Genomic DNA, 17,211 nt, shown 5'->3' with positions numbered 1-17,211 from the left:
TGCTTGATTGAAGACTGGCAAGAACAAACTAAGAATTCAGGCGACGAGAGCGATAGCTTCCTTTGATTTCACGGTTAAAGAATCGACCGGGGGAATCCGTGCCTTGAAGTTCGTGCCAGGTTTCGACATCAACACCTTCGTATTGATACACAGCACCATTCTTGAACTGAACTTGCAAAAGATGTTGATCTGGATCATATCCAACTGCATTTGCCATTGTGGATTGCACAGGCAACATGGGTAGATCCTGATTCACACCTGGAAGTTGATTGAAATCAGCAGCAGGGGCGGCATCTGAGGATACGATCGCATCCAGCAGTCGCAATCCTTCGTAGGCAGCTAACGGTGCGGGAACTTCAACAAATTCCAGATCAGTACCACGATCGATCACCAATCCCAAGCATTCATCATCATGGCTAATCGCCACAACGCTGCTCAGATCGACTTTAGAAAGCTTCATGCACTATCTCCTTTATTTCACTTTGTTTTGGTTTTTAGCTTGTTCTAGTGCAATTTCCTTAACTGCATTGAATGAACTCACGCTGGCTGAACCTTCGATCGCTTTCACTGCTAAGTCTTGGACTTGCTTCAGTGCTCCATCTAACTGATTTGAGAGGGCTTGAATTCGGGTTTCTTGGACTTGGATTGTTTCCAGTAGAGATTGAATTCGCAATTCATAGGTACGTTTTTGTCCTTCAATCTCTTTTGCCATCAGATTGGCTTTGACTTTTGCTTGCTGGTTTGCAATGCCTTTGCCTTCTTCTTTAGCGCGTTTAACCGCAGCTTCAAGCTCCTTTGGTATGGCTTCGACTTTGGCTTTCAACTCGGCAAACTGAGTTTCACGATCGCGAACCGTTTTTTCTCGTTCTGCCCACTGCTTTTGCTGCGTCTGCTGCAACTCTTCCAATTCACGGTACAAGCGAGTTTTTTCCTGCTCATACTCATCATTTGAGAGTTTGCGTTCTAAGTTGAGCGTGTAGGTGTACTCTTCTCCATCTCGCCGTTGAGTCTTGGTGAGAGTTTCATTGCGTTCCTTGACGCTGCGGCGGTGTTCCTCTTGTTCTTTTGCCCAGGCTTTTCTGGCTTGAGTGATCTCCTGGTTGAGCGTTTCTTGTCGCTGTCGCCGTTCTTCGCTGAATGTCTTGGAACTATCTTCGTACTGTTGAATTAATGCCTCTACAGTACAATCTTCTGCCTGTAGATTGTGCAACGTTTCTAGCTGTTGAGCTTCTTCTACAACTGCCTGCCGTAGTTCTTGCAGCTTCAGCACTTCCAAAGTTAGCCTTTCAGATAGGTCACTGATTGCGCCACCAAAACCAAGTTGTAGCTGATTTAGTCCGGTGATGATGGTTTCCATCTTTTGTTGAGGCGTGATCGTTAGTTCTGGTGTAGCTTTACCGTTTGTTTTACCATTCGATGTTTTAGCATTCGATTGTGATGCAGGTTCAACAGGTTTCGCAAGCAGTTGTTCTTCTAAAGCTTTCTTCTGTTTGAGTAGTTCATCAAATGCAGATAGAATCTCAACCTTCGTGCTTTTTTCAGTGGGACGTTTAGTTACCATTGCCAATCCTCAAGCTCACAGTAAACAGTTCAAGTGGTGCAATTATTCGCTTCTTGTAGCGAGACGGTTAGATGAACTATCAAAGGCTCGCATTGCAAGTTCTTGAGCTTGACGCAAGGCTGTTTGTAGTTGGGTGGAAATCTCGCTGATTTGCTCGGTCTGTTTCTGAATCTTGGCTTCTAGCGATCGGATCTGCAATTCATAGCCTTGCTGGGTGGATTCCCATTCTTTTTCCAGCAGATCTGCCTTGATTTTGGCATCCTGATGAGCATCGCGAATTCCTTCTTCCCGTGCTTTTTTGACCGCTTCTTCCAGTTCGCCTGGGAAAGCCGTGACCTTTTGCTGATACTCCTCATATAGTCTCTGATCGGTTGCCAGAATGCGTTCTCGCTCCGTCCAGTCTTTTTCTTTGGCTTCGATCGTTTCCCTAATTTCCCGCTCGATTTGCCGTTTCGTTTCTTCATACTCATCGGTTGCAATGCGGCGCGATCGCGCACTGTCGTACTGGTAATCTTCTTCCTGACGCTGCCGTTGCTGGTTCAGAAGTTCGCTGCTCTCATTGATCTGAGCGTCAAACTCTTCTTGCTCTTGCTGCCAAGTTTTGCGAGTTTCGGTAGTATCGCGATCGAGGGTTTCACGATCGCGTGTTGCTTGTTGTTCAAGTTGGCGCAGAGCTTCTTGATGTTCTTGTGTGATCAAGTAGAGGGCATCAGCAACGATGCGGGTCTGCTGAAGATCTTTGAGATTCTTACTTTCAACTGCAAGCGCTCGTTTAAGGTCATCGAGCTTCTTGGTTTCAGTGGTTAAGCGATTGGCAAGAGCGGTGATCGTCGTGCCAAAATCCAATTGCAAATCAGCCAGCCCGCGCACAATTCCGTCTGCTGTGTATTGCGACGCTGTTTCCAGCACTGTTCTGTCTTGCTCTTTGGCGGCTTCTTCGCTGCGGGTGGCAACTCGTGACGAGACCGATCGCTGCTCGGTAAGGATGGTTTGAAAGGCATCGAGAATCCTGGTTTTGCTGTCGTTTGCAACTTGTGTCATAGCGGAGGTGGGAAAAGAGTGAATTTCTGCTGCTCAGAAGCAGGACTGCTATACGATCGGGGGCAGTACTGCTATAGTAGGAGTAGAATGCAAACTACAGTTTGCAATTCATGTGTACTACTTTATCACTTTTCCTCCGCCTATGCAATATTCAACGACAAAAATCGCAAACTGTAGTTGTCAAAATGAGAATGGATGAATTTGCAAAACGAGTCCGCGATCGTCGGATTCAAGAAGGGTTAAGCCAGCAAGAATTAGCTGAGCAGATTGGAATTTCCCGTAATTACCTATCTCAAATTGAGCGGGGGCAGGCAACGAATCTCTCTTGGCAGGTGCGGGAGCGATTGTCTGCGGTGTTAGGGCTAAAGGCGGAACCTGCACCAAGTTCCGCATTAGAGTCAGTCGATCTGCCTCCAAGTTTGGTGGAGTTCGCTCAAAACGCGAATCTACCGCCCGATGATGTGTTGATGCTGTCGCGATTGAAGTATCGAGGACAGCAGCCGACCTCGCCGGAGAAATGGGAGCTACTGTATAACGTCATTAAGATGACAGTAGGAAAATAGAAAGTTCACCGTTTGTTGAGTGAACTGCTAATCGATCGACCAATCTTTTAAGTTTGGGCACTCTAGCGCGAAAAATGTGAGGAACCCTGTGAGCCTGCCACAGCCCTATCGACATCCCGGACGAGCCTTCCTGTCTCAACATGGAAGGCTTCAATGTGAAGATGATGTCTTTCGCTATGTCAATTTCCTGCGGCAAGAATCCGGGTTAGGTGATGAACCTCCGATCGCTCTGACTTGCATTTATCAACACTTTGGAATGCCTGAGCCGCTACGCGCCCCGCTTGAGGAGCAACAAGGCATTTTAGTAGACAGCAACACCGGGATTATTCTGATTAAAGAAGATGATCCGATCGTGCGGCAGCGCTTCACTGAGGGACACGAACTGATGGAATTGCTGTTTGATGCTCAACAAGAAGCGAGGTTTGAGAGCGCTTTGCCAAACTGGAGCGAACAGCGTAAAGAGCGACTCTGCGATCAAGGAGCCGCCGATTTGTTGATGCCGCAATCCTCATTTGTGCCAAAGTTGAATCGGTTAGGCATTTCTTTCAAGACGGGACGATCGCTTGCAACTCTCTATCAAACTTCACTGCTCGCGACGCTTGCGCGAATGTTGCAATATGGAACCGGCAATTACGCGCTAGTTCTGTGGCATTGTGTTCTCAAACCTTCTGAGATGAAACAAAGTGCCCCGATCAAAGCTAAGAGAAAGCTTCGAGTATGCTGGAAACTTCAGACGCAAGACTGGACAGGCGGTTTTATTCCCAAAGATAAATCGATTCCTCACGATTCATTAATCTCGCAAGCTTATATCAGTGGTCAACCTTACTCTGGAGCAGAAACGATTGATTTGGGTTGGACATCAATTCGATGCAATGTAGAAGCCCTGCCAATTCGGTTGGGCGATCGCATTAGTGTTCTGTCTCTCTTGCACCTTACAAATGGATGAATCACGCCATGACGCGATCGATCATCACGCTCGGTAGTATCAATATAGATCTCGTGGCGCAAGTTCCACGATTACCTCAACCTGGGGAAACGCTATCTGGATACACTTTTTCGACGGTTCCGGGGGGAAAGGGAGCAAATCAAGCGGTCGGCGTTGCCAAATTGGGGGGATCAAGCCGCATGATTGGGCGAGTTGGAAGGGATGCGTTTGGTGCAGAATTGCTAGAAAGCTTGCAAACTGCGGGAGTACAAACCGATTTAATTACCGTCGATCGTACAATCTCGTCAGGCGTTGCGATGATCGCAGTGGACGATCGGGCTGAGAATCATATTATTGTCATTCCAGGTGCTAATGGCAATGTGGGTAATGTTGATGTTGATCGTCTCAGGGTCGCATTGACTGATTCATCGATCTTGTTATTGCAGCTTGAGATTCCTTTATCGATCGTTCAATCTGCCGCGACGATTGCAAAACAAATTGGTGCAACGGTCATTCTTGATCCTGCTCCCGCTCCTAAAGACTTTCCAGGGATGCTTTATTCACAGATTGATATTCTGACTCCTAACGCAACTGAGACAGCGCAACTTGTCGGATTTCCAATTCGGGATCAAGCAGATGCCGATCGCGCAGCCGCAATTTTGCAGCAAAAAGGCATACCAACGATCGTGATCAAGCTAGGCGCTCAAGGCGCATTTTGCGCGACCGAAGACGATCGCTTTTTTGTCCCAGCTTTTTCAGTGAATGCGATCGATACAGTAGCAGCCGGGGATGCGTTTAATGCAGGATTAGCTGTGGCGTTATCTGAAGGGTTATCGATGCGCGAGGCGATTACTTGGGGTGCAGCAGCAGGGGCGCTTTCTACAACGAAATCCGGGGCGCAAGCCTCACTAGCAGAGCGATCGACATTCGATGCTTTTTTGAGCCAAATGCAAAAGCCCTGAGCTGAAAACGACACAGGGCAGGCTTCTGAACCAAACTTTACTAGAGAGAGGAGAGTTAAGCTTGTAATGATTACAGTTTATAAAGAATCACCTGATGCCGTCCCATGCCCTAGAGAAGAAACATACCCCAACAAAAGTTAGAATAATCTTCCAGACTGGCTACTGCCCCCGACTGATTCTGATGAAACTCTCTCTGATGTATCTTGCTGCTCAATAACAGCAGCAAAAAACCTGTCGATTGAATAGGATTAAGATGACAGTCGTTTAATTTATACGTCTCCATCTTTGGGTAGAAGACGGTCTCTACCGTGGGGCTTAGCCTAGATTTCACTCAAGTCAAAAAATTCCTCAAGTTCCTTCTTCGCTGGTAATACTTAAAAATGGAATCGCTAGAGCAGATTAACATCTTTGTCGTAGATGACGATCCCGATACACGAGATCTGCTGCGATTTATGCTGGAGGACGAAGGAGCAAACGTCACTGTTGCAACCAATGCCAAGGAAGCACTCTCGCTTTTGGAAAAAGAACTTCCTACAATTTTGGTAAGTGATGTAGCGATGCCCGAAATGGACGGATTTCAACTAATCGGACTTGTCCGCGAGTTACCGCAAGGCGCAGAACTACCCGCGATCGCATTGACCGCATACGCCCGCGAGGAGGATCGTTTACAAGCGATCAATGCAGGCTTCAATGATTACTTAACAAAGCCGATCGATCCGGTGGAGCTAATGCGCGTCATTCAGCAATATTGTGGCTCAGATTAATGGCTTGGGATTGCAGGCTAAAAGGCGGATTGCTTACCAATAGAAAACCCTTCACTGCGACAGCAAAGGGTTGAGAAGAGAGAGTAGTCGTAACAATTCAATTAGGCGCTCGGTAAGTTTCTGCTGGCGTAGGCATCAGCTACGGCGAAAGCAGGAACGCGGGTGCTGTAGTCGATCGAGGTGCCCGTGATCGATTTAGATAGCGTTTCAAACGAGGTCGATCGCCAGTTGCGCTCGTGAATCGGTTTCGTTTGTTCTCCCAAGAAGTAAGCCAAGGAACCCAGCAAAGCAACTGCTACCCAGCCCACAACTAACAGACTAACGAGGATGACCATCGGAACCTCCTGTGAACTTATGTTTCTTTATGTAAATAAATGTAACAGGTATTTACAAAGATTGCGAATTACTTGTGATTCGTGATAACCGAACTGCAAAATCTGAACGCAGATCGATTCCGGATCGATCCGGAATCAATAAATCCAAGCTGAAAAATCTAATTGCTCCACGCACTCCGATTCATAAAATTCCCATTACAATCGAACACAGGTTTTTACCCGCCGCACGTCCCCTTCTGAATAGAAAGAGGCTCGACTCCCTTGGCTTCAACATTGATGAAACTCAATCTTCTCACCCCGATCGCGCTTGGTTTCAGTTGCTTCGCTGCACTAGCTGCCCCCGCCACTGCCAACCCTCCACAAGATGTCGGGATTCAAGTGGGCATCGTGCAGCGATTTGGTGATCGTTCTGCCGATACGCTCACTCTGAAAGCAAATCCGGGCGATCGCTTAACCGTGCGCTTCAACACAAACGGCAAGCCCCAAACCCTAACCGCTCAAGAACTCAAGCTCGAAACGGCGATGCAGAAACTTCCGCAGCCCGTGGTCGAGGAGCGCGTTGTTTTCAGTACGCACCGCAGTTTTGAAACCGCAGAGGATCAGGCTCAAGACTGGAAATCACAAGGGATCGAGGTCGAAATCGCTCAACCGGAGCGCTGGCAAGTTTGGGCAAAGCGCGATGTCTACAACACGCCACTCTTACGGCGTTTGTTGCTGAGAAGCTTGCAGGCAAAGGGCATTCAAACCGCACGGATTGAAACTAAAGTCGTTCGAGAAGTGCCGCGTCCGACGTGGGTACTGGATGGATTCCGGTATACGCGAGATGTGATTGATATTTCATCGGGTTCAGGAGTCGTTCAGGTCGATCGTGCCACTGATGATCATCCAAACCGTCCTTTTGGTGGGGCATTACGAATTCAACCGAATGCTTACGGTAACTATACGCTCGTCAACTTCGTTGGGATTGAAACATATCTCAGAGGCGTTGTGCCGCATGAGATTGGAACTTGGGCACCCCAACCGGTGTTAGAGGCTCAAGCCGTTCTCGCCCGCACCTATGCTCTGCGGAATTTGCGTCGATTTGTGATCGATAACTATCAACTCTGCGCGACGACACAATGCCAGGTTTATCGCGGTCTAGACGGCGCAGCACCTTCAACCGATCGCGCGATCGCGGCAACTCGTGGCTTGGTTTTGACTTATCAGAATGAGCTAGTTGATGCCGTCTATTCCTCTACTAGCGGAGGTGTGACTGCAAGCTTTGATGATATCTGGCACGGTTGGGAGCGTCCTTATCTTAGAGCAGTGATCGACTCAGCGAGTCCAGTTTGGGATTTGCGATCGCGCAGTTTATCCGATGAGAGCAATTTCCGCGCCTTTATCAATCAAAAGAAAGGCTTTAACGAAGATGGAACCAATATGTTCCGATGGCGCTACCCTGTGCCCTTAGCGCAGCTAAATCAGGAATTGCGCGACTACCTGAAAGCAGTCCGGCATCCGTTCGCGAACTTCAAAACGATTCGGAACATTCAAATCCAGCAGCGATCGGAAGGGGGACGCATTTTGAAATCGGCAATCGTCACCGACGCAGGCACGATTAAGCTTGAAAAGGATGATATCCAAACTGTATTTGATGCGCCAGCGAGCACGCTATTTTACCTCGATCCAATAATGGAAAATAAAGTGCTGAAAGGCTTCGTGTTTGTCGGGGGTGGATTTGGTCATGGGGTCGGAATGAGCCAATTTGGGTCTTATAACCTTGGCAGACTGGGCTGGACAAGCGATCGTATTCTTCGCTTCTACTTCCCCGATACGCAACTGCAACCATTTAACAGTTCGATTACGCTGTGGCGCGATCGAACTTCAGAGCAGCAAGCATCAAACTGACGCTGGTTTAACGGGAATTCTCCCTGTCAAACTTACGTTTGTTTACGCACTTCGTAGACGGTGATAAAAGCTCGTCTTGCTTTGAATCGCTTCAAATCTAGGATCAAGGTGAAACGTTGTCTCACCACTGCCAAGGAATAAACAGCCATCTGCTTGCAAGTAGTGCTGTACCTTGTTCAGAATCGATCGCTTGGTGTCGATATCAAAGTAAATTAGAACATTTCTCAGAAAAATAATGTCCATCTTTGGTAGAGCGCTCCAAGAGTGAATTAGGTTCAACTGCCGAAACTCAACTCTCTGACGAATTTCATCAACGATCTGCCAAGCATCCCCAGCTTTGCGGAAATACCGATCGCGCAGTTCAGGGGCCAGACCCCGGCTGATTTCCAAGTCTGTATACTGTCCTTGCTGAGCGCGGTCGAGCACCTGCTTAGAAAAGTCAGTCGCGATTAAGCGAATTGTCCAAGCGGACAGTTCTGGAAAGGCTTCCCGGATCAGCATCGCAATGCTGTAAGGTTCTTGACCGGTTGAGCAAGCGGCACACCAGATATTGATGGTTCGCTGACTAGAACGGGACTGAATCAACGCGGGTAACACCGAAGCTTTTAGCGCTTCAAAGGGAGAGCGATCGCGAAAAAAAGACGTTTCCTTAATCACTAAAGCTTCAAGAGCTTGAAGATGCAGTTCGCTTAATGGAGTGTGTTTTAGATGTTCGACTAATTCTGCAATTGAAGCAAACCCAGCATTCGCAGCTATCTGATCCAGATGCAGCACTGCGAGATAGTCTTTGTGTGGCTCTAACACTACTCCAGACTGCTGCCGCACTAACTGACGGAGATACTCAAAATCAAAAGCAGGAACCGCCATCAGTCCATCCTCCGCGCCAGCGTAGACGATCGATTCACTCGACGCAGAATCTCTGGCATGATTTGATCGAGCGGCAAAACGGCATCGGCTAATCCTGCATTCACCACAAATCCCGGCATTCCCCAAACCACGCTACTCGCCTCATCTTGTGCCAGGATTTGCCCATTGCGATCGTGAATCTCCTGACAGCCCCGGAGTCCATCTTGCCCCATCCCGGTCAGAATCACCCCCAGAGCGCGATCCCCGTACACTTCGGCAACAGATTCAAACAAGACATCGGCTGAAGGACGACAAAAATTTTGGGCTGGAGACTGGTCGATCACAAGTTGCACAGTTGAGTCCGTGTCTTTCACTCTCAAATGATAATCGCCTGGCGCAATCCAAACCGTACCGGGGCGAAGTTTTGCTCCTAGCGTTGCTTCCCAAACGGGCAAAGCGCATTTTGTCGATAAACGTTCTGCGAGCAGCTTGGTGAACATGGGCGGCATATGCTGCACAATGACGATCGGGACAGGAAAATCGGCGGGTAATTCTGAGAGCAACGCGGCGAGGGCATTTGGCCCTCCGGTGGAAACACCGATCGCAACGATCTCAGCAGACGATCGATGGAGTTGAGAACTTGAGAAAGCAGCGGTTGTGGGGGTGGCTTTTGGGCTAATGTCGGAGATTGGTGCCGATCGGTTCTGTGTAACTTTCTGGCTCAGTGCTTTAATCTTAGGAATCAGCGTCGCTCGAAGATAGTCGGTTAAATGATCTACGTTGTCCATCTGACTCGGTTTTGTCGCATAGTCCGAAGCTCCTAAAGAAAGAGCATCCAGCGTTGCAATTGCCCCGATCGTGGTCATCGCGCTAAACATAATCACGGGCAGTTGTGGATTGAGTTGACGAATCTGCGCCAACGTTTGCAGCCCGTCTAAGTCAGGCATTTCGATATCGAGAATGATTACATCCGGATTCAGTTGAGACAGTCTTGCGAGTGCAATTCTTCCTGAAGAAGCGACTCCCACAACTTCAATCTGGGGATCTGCTGCGAGAATTTTGCTCAGACGGCTCCGTACCATCACTGCATCATCTACGATTAAAACTCTAATAGGTTGCATGACTTCGGGATTATTAAAGAGCGCTACCAGTTCCCAAAAATCCTGCGCCACACTAGTCCCGCTGTGAAGACGCGATACCTCACGTCTCTACGAAGGTCTTCAGAGAGCATTTAGAAATTTGGTATGATGCCGACGATACAATAACTGTAGCAAGGAAAAATCACAGTCTGAAACAATCCCAAGAGGCATTTAATCGATCGCAATCCTCACGAACACCCTCGATCGACCTCAGGCTACCTTACAAAAGCTGCGCCGCTTCATACAGCCGCCTCAGAATTGCCGTAATCTTTGCACCATATTGCGGATCGGCCGACCATCGCCCACTCAGTTGATCCACTAAGGGCGCAATCCCACGGGTGACAAACCGAAACCGAGGCGCAACCACTTCTTGCACTAGCGGCTCTGTACTGGCGTAGGCTTTGAGTAGCTGAATATGTGCTCTCACGCCAGTTTGAGCATTCGGAAAACTTGCGCCTTCAGGGCCGCCGCCCACATCTCCCAGTCCGGCAAAGTTGTTTTGCGAGGGTTTAATCTCACCTCCAAATCGCAAGTAGTTTGTTTCGAGCAGCATTTGACTGAAGGCAATATCGTAATTGACTCCTTCGATCGCAGCTTCACTGCGGTAGAGGTCTGCAAGCTGAGGATACTGTACGGGCGCGGCATCGTTGTTGCTGCGGAGAAATGCAATTAACTGTGCCGAAGTGGTGTTGCCGTTGCTCATGATGCGATCGAGCGTTCCCGGACAGATTTTTAGAATCGATCGCAACAGCACGGTTCGCGCTTGAGCATCCCAACCCACGGAGATCGTATAGTTTCGTAGGTCTACCGCTTTGACAAAAACGACTTGACGATAATTCAAGCGACGAATGTTCGGATCTTGAGTTAAATCGATTCCCAGACGATCGGTTAAATCGATCGGAATGTAGGCATTGCCATTGACCAGAATTCCCTTCTCGCCGTAAATCTGCCCGTTAATGCTAATGCGAATTTCAGGATAGGTCGTGGAATCGGGTGGTAAAGCCGTGCCCCGCGCCCAAGCTACCAAACCATCTGCAATCCCACTTGCCAAATCGCGACGCTGGTTTTGAATAATGAAGCGATCGTCTGGATTAGTGAGAAATCCAACCGTCATCAACAGCGATCCGCAGGTGATCTGGCGAGTAAACGGCAGGCTACCGAGTCCTGTGTCGGTATCGGGTCTGGCTCCTCGGCTCGGCAGTTGAGGAACGCGGCGAATCAGCGCTAGCAATAGCTGTTCGGCATTACGGCGACGCTGATCGTTATTGGCAATGTAGTAAACGGTTGCCCCTCGCACGGCTGGATTACTAAACGCATCGGCGCGGATTTCAAGCGCCACATCATCCGGACGATCGCGAGCGTTGATCCAGTCGATCGCTTGAGCCGCACTCAGCGCATCGGGCACAGACAGGACTTCTACCCCCCGCGATCGTAATTCTGTCACGACTAGATCGCGAGTCAGAATCATTTCTCTTGCTTCGGTTGTGCCTGCGACGACTGCCCCCGGATCGGTGACACCGTTAACGCGATTGCCATGTCCGGCAGAAATAAAGATACGTCCCATCAGATTGTTTGCGTAACGAGGTTATGCAGTTACATTGTCAGTGGCTCATTCTATCTTCTTTTGAGGAAATAGCTGATAAATGCCTCAAACTCCATCCACATAAGATAACGATATGCTTGAAGTGATTCCGCATCTGCAACTTGTTCAGGCGTACTATGAGTATTATTTACGATTTAGAACATATTACAACCTATCACTATCGCAATCCTGTTACTTTCGGAGAACATCGAGCGATTTTCTTACCGAGTATTGGCTATAGTGGGCGCATCTTGAGCTATGCGATCGACAGCAACGTTCCCTGCAAAACTCGCTGGATGATGGATACGCTCTCGAATAATGTTGCACTCCTGAGCTTCAGTGAACCTGCAAAAGAACTGAGTGTGACCTATCGGGTGAGAGCTGAGCATTTTGGCATTCCGACGATCGCAGATTTTCCGCTGGATGCCCGTGCTGAAGAAATTCCCGTACAGTACACTCCGGATGAATGGAATGATCTCTCTGTGTTCATTCGCCCGCATACCGAAGATTCCGAGGGTCGGCTTGCAGCTTGGACAAAACAATTTGTTGCAGGCGATCAAGATAGTACCTTAGATGTCTTGCAACGCATGATGGATAGTATTAACACCACATTGAGCTATCAGTCACGAGATGCAGAAGGCACTCAGAATCCGGCTGAGACACTACGCTTACAGTCGGGGACTTGTCGAGATTATGCTTGGTTAATGATTGAAGCACTTCGACGCTTAGGGCTAGCTTGTCGCTTTGTCAGCGGCTATATTTACGATTCAGCCTTAGACGGCGGTGAAGTGGGTATGACAGGTTCCGGTGCAACTCATGCTTGGGCGCAGGTTTATTTACCGGGTGCAGGCTGGAGAGCTTATGATCCGACCAATCGAATTACAGCCGGATTTGATCTGATTCGAGTCGCGATCGCTCGTCATCCTGGACAGGTGATTCCGCTTTCTGGATCTTGGTTTGGTGGGACGGATGACTATTTGGGAATGGATGTGAATGTTTCAATTCGCAAGTTAGGAATGTTGCCTGACTTTGAAGTGGCTCCCGCAGTTCCAATCGTGACAGCCTCGCAGTAAAATTCAGATCGTTTGCAACCAAAGACGGACGATCGCTCGTCTAGAATTTGCTGTAATCGAGTTGCGCGGGATCATTGAGATTAAAGCATGAGCATCGGAGTATGGGTACTGGGCGATCAGCTTTGGACAGGGCAAACTGCATTGCAAAGCTGCAAAGATAACCTTAAGCAAACGCACGTCTTTTTTATTGAGTCGCTACACCATGCTCAACAGTTACCCTATCATCTGCAAAAGTTGGTGCTAGTTTGGTCAGCAATGCGCCACTTTGCTGAAGAACTGAGGCAATCAGGATGGATTGTGAGCTATACACAATCGATCGATTTCCAGACCCCCTTAATCAAGTGGATTGAGCAATACGGAATTACGGAACTGCGGGTGATGGCTCCGGTCGATCGTCCGTTTATGAAGCTGATTCAGTCACTCAATCTTCCTTGCTCTGTAACTTTTACTCCGAACAATCGCTTCATTTGGCAGGATCAAGAGTTTGTCGATTGGGCACGATCGCGCAAACGCCTATTGATGGAAGACTTTTATCGTGAAGGGCGGCAGCGATTTAATGTGTTGATGGATGGAAAGCATCCAGTTGGAGGGCGATGGAACTTCGATCGGGACAATCGTAAGCCCCCCAAAGGTAAATTGACTCTTCCCGAAGCACTTTGGTTTGAGCCAGACCAGATCACCCAAGACGTGATTGACTGGATAAAGCAGTCCCCAAATCTTAAAGATAGTCAAGCCTATTGGCAGATTGAACCCTTTCAATGGGGAGTCACCCGTACACAAGCATTACAGGTACTAGACTTTTTTATTAAAACTCGACTGTCTAACTTTGGCCCTTATCAGGATGCAATGGTCACGGGTGAACAGACCCTATGGCACGCAATGTTATCGCCTTATCTGAACATTGGACTATTGCACCCTTTAGAAGTGGTACAAGCCGCAGAGCAGGCTTATTACGCTAATCGGGATACCTGGGAACTCAATAGCGCTGAAGGCTTTGTCAGACAAATCATCGGCTGGCGTGAATATATGCACGGTATCTATGTCTACATGGGCGAAGACTATCCCGATCGCAATTGGTTTAATCACACGCAACCGCTTCCAGACTTTTACTGGACAGGCGACACCAAGATGAACTGCTTGCACCATGTTCTCACTCAAGTCAAAGCGACGGGATATGCCCACCACATTCAACGATTGATGGTTCTGAATAACTTTGCATTGATTGCAGGGATCTCTCCGCAAGAATTGCAGGACTGGTTTCATACTGCCTTTATTGATGGGTATGACTGGGTGATGCAAGCGAATGTGATTGGCATGGGGCAGTATGCAGATGGTGGCATGATGGCATCAAAGCCTTATGCCGCTTCAGCAAATTACATCAATACCATGAGCGATTATTGCAAACACTGTACCTACAATCCCCGCAGTCGCACTGGGGAGACGGCTTGCCCGTTTAACTTTATGTATTGGGACTTTCTTGCCCGACATTACGACAAGCTTAAGCACAATCCACGCATGACACAGATCTATCGCAACTTAGAGCGCATTTCAGCCGAGGAGCTTCAGCTAATTCGCGCCGAAGCAGAACAGTGGAGAACCGAACATCGACAGACTGAATATCCCCTTCCCTCTACCCCTGCACCTCATGAATCGCCTGACGCAACTCCGCAATCAGTACCTTGAACTAACAAATCACGTTTTGCCAGACTTAGCCCGATCGCGCCATTTCCCCGTTCGCTACAATCATTGCTTTCAGCGCATTATTCTGGATAATCTATTCGATCGCTGCTGGTATGAAGTCTTAGAACGTAAGCGCATTCCTGCCTATCAGCAATTAACCGAAGCCCAGTTAGAAAGCGCGATCGCACTAGCAAACAGCATCATCGCTCAGCCTGACTCATACTTACAGCAACTCAATCAAAACAGCTTAAACTGGCGCGGAAAAGCAAGTGAATCAAACTCCCAAGAGCGCTAGATTCTCTAGAAGTGTGAGATATAGACTCCCTGCTCGATCGTAATTTCCTGAGTGCTTAACGTGTAGCTATAATCTTAATTAGTTATATAATCAAACTCACTCTGATTACCAAGTTTCCCTATGCCCAAAGCGAAACCCTCAAAGGTTGATCCAGCGATTCTTGCAGCAGTCGCTGACTATTTCAAGGTGCTGTCAGAAATGAGTCGGCTCCAGATTCTGACTTGCCTGAAATCGGGGGCAAAGAATGTCATGGAAATTTCAGAGGCAACGGGATTAGGACAAGCAAATTTGTCTAAGCACCTAAAGGTTTTATACCAAGCTGGCATACTCTCGCGTGAAGCAAAGGGAACGAGCGCCTACTACGAAATTGCCGACCCAATGATTTTTGAATTCTGTGAGTTAGCTTGCGATCGCGTGGCTGAACGAGCGCAACAACAAGCAGCCAGTTTAAAGGCTTTACGCAACAAAACCTCCGTGTTCTAGGAGGCTTACAGAACATAAACTTGAAAATTAATTCTGCTCGATCGCTGGAATCAGTAGTCAATTCTTCACTAATCGGCTTAATAGCTGAACGGCTATAAAGTAAAGAAGTAAAACTCTGCATTCTATGCTTCGATTAAATTTTGGCTGTTTCGATAAACTATGAGTAATTCTAAGATGAACCGTATTCTTCCTGCCCGGCGAATTGGTCAGCATATTGCTCGACATCCCATTATTCAGGGTGCAATGGCAGTACGAGTCTCAGGTGCAAACCTGGCTGGAGCGGTTGCGAATGCTGGCGGTATTGGGCTGATTTCTTCTTTGGGCATCGGACTTGCCTCTGCTCAGTTTGATCCCCGTAAAAGCAGCAGCTTTTTTGCAGCGAATCGATCGGCACTGATCGAGGAATTGCAGAAGGCACGAATGATTAGCCCTGATGGAATCATCGGTGTCAATATCTTAGTAGTAACAAGAGATTATCTTGCTTTAGCCCAAACCGCAGCAGCACACGGAGCTGATGCGATCGTAACAGGTGCAGGTCTACCCTTGCAGTTACCGGAAGCGACCGTAGACTATCTCAATGTTGCACTAATCCCAATCGTAGGGATGTGCAAGCTGCAAAAACAATCTGTGAAACCTGGTCAGAATGCTACGATCGCTCTCCCGATGCTTTGATTGTGGAAAACTGCAAACAGATTGGTGGACATTTCGCGAGTCAATGCGAGGCAAGTAATACCGAAACCATTCAGACGGTGATCACCGAGCTACGAAGTTATCTAACTGAGGTAGGGCTTGAGATTCCGCTCATTGTTTCGGGAGGCATTTGGGATCGAGAAGACATCGATCGCGCGATCGCATTGGGTGCAAATGGGGTTCAAATCGGAACACGCTTCATTACAACAGAGGAATGTGATGCCGATCGACGCTACAAAGAATTTTATCTCCAGGCACATCCCCAAAACGTGTAACGGTTCCTAGTCCGGCTGGAAAGCCAGGTCGAGCACTACACAATGCGTTTGCAAAACAAGCAACGATTAACGCTCCTACGCTGGAACGGCGCTGTATCGCAAACTGTCTGAGCCATTGTCTCTGTCGCGATACAGGTAAAACTTACTGTCTGCTTCAAGCACTCTCCAAAGCATCTCAGGGAGATGTAGAACAGGGTTTAGTCTTTTCTAGCGGGAATGTGAAACCCGTCGAGAATATCATATCTGTGGCGGAATTAATGATGACGCTAACTATCTAAGATGAAAAGCAAACCACGATCGAGGCATAGTGAAGGCGATGCAATTTAGTGATCTACTCAAACACTACGCGACTGGAGACCGCAGCTTTCAGCGCATCACTCTACAAGATGCCGAACTCACCGAAGTTTTCCTAAAACCCCAAGATTGGGCGAACAATGCACCAGAATCTGCATTAGCTCAAAAGCGGCTTAAAGCACAGCAACTTCGCTTCAAGTTCACCCATAAGCTTCGGGAAGCCTATCATCAATTGTTTGATGAGTTAGCACAAGCAGATTTACCAGAGGGTGAAATTGCGAATTTGAGCCAGCAGTTGTTGCGATCGCGTCAACAGGGCTTGAAAAACCTGCTAAACGTGGATGAACTGAACCAGTACGGCAATCTCTATCCAGAAGATGTCTAAGCTTCCCACCATCATCAGGACAATCTCTGTCGGTACTTAGCGTTTCTTTGATAACAGAGAGGAGTTTGAAGTGGCTCAAGATCTAGCGAAACAACTCCGAGAAGGGACAGTGCAATCCCATACCGCAGCCGAAAACACCGCTTACATGAAATGCTTCTTAAAAGGCATTGTCGAGCGGGAACCCTTCCGCAAATTGCTTGCAAATTTATATTTGGTCTACAGTACGCTCGAAGCGGAACTTCAGCGCCACGCAAATCATCTGATCGTTGGAGCGATTGTATTTCCCGAACTTCACCGCGCTGCGAATTTAGAGCACGGCTAATACCAATTCTTCAAAACTAGACTACAGATGGTATAACTCAAGAGTTGGATTCTGTACTTCGCGATGGCAGGGGTTTACAAGTTAGAAATCCAGGAAAGCGTTGAAGAGT

Annotated in this window: 19 protein-coding genes and 1 pseudogene; 13 read left to right on the top strand and 7 right to left on the bottom strand. The window is 48.1% G+C overall.

All coding sequences use genetic code 11. The annotated features are described in order from the left end of the window. Positions 1-28: 28 nt before the first annotated feature. Genes NC980_RS19375 through NC980_RS19365 form a run of 3 tightly spaced genes read right to left on the bottom strand, consistent with a single transcriptional unit; the run spans position 29 to position 2,602 of the window. Positions 29-460 (bottom strand): KTSC domain-containing protein, encoded by a 432-nt coding sequence (locus NC980_RS19375; RefSeq protein WP_190376116.1) that lies wholly within the window; start codon positions 458-460, stop codon positions 29-31. A 12-nt stretch (positions 461-472) separates the two neighbouring features. Further along, entirely contained in the window at positions 473-1,561 is a 1,089-nt protein-coding gene (locus tag NC980_RS19370; protein ID WP_190376115.1) for a hypothetical protein, read from the bottom strand. A 42-nt stretch (positions 1,562-1,603) separates the two neighbouring features. Next, positions 1,604-2,602: a hypothetical protein gene (locus tag NC980_RS19365; RefSeq protein ID WP_190376114.1), complete on the bottom strand. Its 999-nt coding sequence runs from the start codon at positions 2,600-2,602 to the stop codon at positions 1,604-1,606. 191 nt (positions 2,603-2,793) lie between these two features. Between NC980_RS19365 and NC980_RS19360 the strand changes: the two genes are divergently transcribed. The 4 genes from NC980_RS19360 (at position 2,794) to NC980_RS19345 (ending at position 5,816) form a co-directional block, all read left to right on the top strand. Beyond that, positions 2,794-3,165: a helix-turn-helix transcriptional regulator gene (locus NC980_RS19360; RefSeq protein WP_190376113.1), complete on the top strand. Its 372-nt coding sequence runs from the start codon at positions 2,794-2,796 to the stop codon at positions 3,163-3,165. A gap of 88 nt (positions 3,166-3,253) precedes the next feature. After that, a complete protein-coding gene (locus NC980_RS19355; RefSeq protein WP_190376112.1) occupies positions 3,254-4,111 on the top strand; it encodes an ImmA/IrrE family metallo-endopeptidase in 858 nt (285 codons plus the stop codon). A gap of 8 nt (positions 4,112-4,119) precedes the next feature. Then, the gene (gene rbsK / locus NC980_RS19350) at positions 4,120-5,052 is read left to right on the top strand and encodes a ribokinase (protein WP_190376111.1); all 933 of its coding nucleotides are present in this window, start codon (positions 4,120-4,122) and stop codon (positions 5,050-5,052) included. A 380-nt stretch (positions 5,053-5,432) separates the two neighbouring features. Then, complete coding sequence (locus tag NC980_RS19345) at positions 5,433-5,816, top strand: response regulator (RefSeq protein ID WP_190376110.1); 384 nt, start codon at positions 5,433-5,435, stop codon at positions 5,814-5,816. A 101-nt stretch (positions 5,817-5,917) separates the two neighbouring features. Here NC980_RS19345 and NC980_RS19340 read toward each other — a convergent pair whose 3' ends face one another. Beyond that, positions 5,918-6,151 (bottom strand): hypothetical protein, encoded by a 234-nt coding sequence (locus NC980_RS19340; protein ID WP_190376109.1) that lies wholly within the window; start codon positions 6,149-6,151, stop codon positions 5,918-5,920. A gap of 276 nt (positions 6,152-6,427) precedes the next feature. Here NC980_RS19340 and NC980_RS19335 point away from each other — a divergent pair, with 276 nt between their 5' ends. After that, positions 6,428-8,038, top strand: coding sequence for a SpoIID/LytB domain-containing protein (locus NC980_RS19335; protein WP_242026699.1), 1,611 nt, complete (start codon positions 6,428-6,430; stop codon positions 8,036-8,038). A 42-nt stretch (positions 8,039-8,080) separates the two neighbouring features. On the opposite strand, the gene NC980_RS19330 is transcribed toward NC980_RS19335, so the two are convergent. From NC980_RS19330 to NC980_RS19320, 3 genes are all read right to left on the bottom strand, one after another. Next, complete coding sequence (locus NC980_RS19330; protein ID WP_190376107.1) at positions 8,081-8,905, bottom strand: protein-glutamate O-methyltransferase CheR; 825 nt, start codon at positions 8,903-8,905, stop codon at positions 8,081-8,083. Beyond that, positions 8,905-10,005, bottom strand: a complete 1,101-nt coding sequence (locus NC980_RS19325) for a chemotaxis response regulator protein-glutamate methylesterase (RefSeq protein WP_190376106.1) — start codon at positions 10,003-10,005, stop codon at positions 8,905-8,907. Before NC980_RS19325 ends, NC980_RS19330 begins: the two co-directional genes overlap by 1 nt. A 238-nt stretch (positions 10,006-10,243) precedes the next feature. Continuing rightward, positions 10,244-11,587 carry an N-acetylmuramoyl-L-alanine amidase gene (locus NC980_RS19320; RefSeq protein WP_190376105.1) on the bottom strand — a complete coding sequence of 448 codons (1,344 nt, stop codon included), beginning with the start codon at positions 11,585-11,587 and terminating at the stop codon, positions 10,244-10,246. Positions 11,588-11,742: 155 nt separating this feature from the next. On the opposite strand from NC980_RS19320, the gene NC980_RS19315 reads away from it, so the two are divergent. The 8 genes and pseudogenes from NC980_RS19315 to NC980_RS19280 all read left to right on the top strand — a co-directional run. Then, a complete protein-coding gene (locus tag NC980_RS19315) occupies positions 11,743-12,678 on the top strand; it encodes a transglutaminase family protein (protein WP_190376104.1) in 936 nt (311 codons plus the stop codon). An 87-nt stretch (positions 12,679-12,765) separates the two neighbouring features. Then, on the top strand, positions 12,766-14,361 hold the full coding sequence (locus tag NC980_RS19310) for a cryptochrome/photolyase family protein (RefSeq protein ID WP_190376103.1): 1,596 nt from the start codon (positions 12,766-12,768) through the stop codon (positions 14,359-14,361). After that, entirely contained in the window at positions 14,324-14,653 is a 330-nt protein-coding gene (locus NC980_RS19305; protein ID WP_190376102.1) for a hypothetical protein, read from the top strand. The genes NC980_RS19310 and NC980_RS19305 overlap by 38 nt, the downstream gene beginning before the upstream one ends. A gap of 120 nt (positions 14,654-14,773) precedes the next feature. Beyond that, positions 14,774-15,136, top strand: a complete 363-nt coding sequence (locus NC980_RS19300; protein ID WP_190376101.1) for a metalloregulator ArsR/SmtB family transcription factor — start codon at positions 14,774-14,776, stop codon at positions 15,134-15,136. Positions 15,137-15,310: 174 nt separating this feature from the next. Continuing rightward, complete coding sequence (locus NC980_RS19295) at positions 15,311-15,808, top strand: nitronate monooxygenase (protein ID WP_347272587.1); 498 nt, start codon at positions 15,311-15,313, stop codon at positions 15,806-15,808. Then, positions 15,742-16,101 carry a nitronate monooxygenase gene (locus NC980_RS19290; RefSeq protein ID WP_347272586.1) on the top strand — a complete coding sequence of 120 codons (360 nt, stop codon included), beginning with the start codon at positions 15,742-15,744 and terminating at the stop codon, positions 16,099-16,101. Before NC980_RS19295 ends, NC980_RS19290 begins: the two co-directional genes overlap by 67 nt. A gap of 316 nt (positions 16,102-16,417) precedes the next feature. Beyond that, positions 16,418-16,780, top strand: coding sequence for a hypothetical protein (locus tag NC980_RS19285; protein WP_190376100.1), 363 nt, complete (start codon positions 16,418-16,420; stop codon positions 16,778-16,780). A gap of 70 nt (positions 16,781-16,850) precedes the next feature. Beyond that, positions 16,851-17,093: pseudogene (locus NC980_RS19280) on the top strand (biliverdin-producing heme oxygenase); the annotation flags it as partial. Between the last annotated feature and the right edge of the window lie 118 nt (positions 17,094-17,211).

The sequence above is a fragment of the Leptolyngbya sp. AS-A5 genome (assembly GCF_039962495.1).
Classification (GTDB): Bacteria; Cyanobacteriota; Cyanobacteriia; order Leptolyngbyales; family Leptolyngbyaceae; genus Leptolyngbya.
Note: the sequence above shows the minus strand (reverse complement) of the source record. Positions and strands in the feature narration are given on the sequence as shown.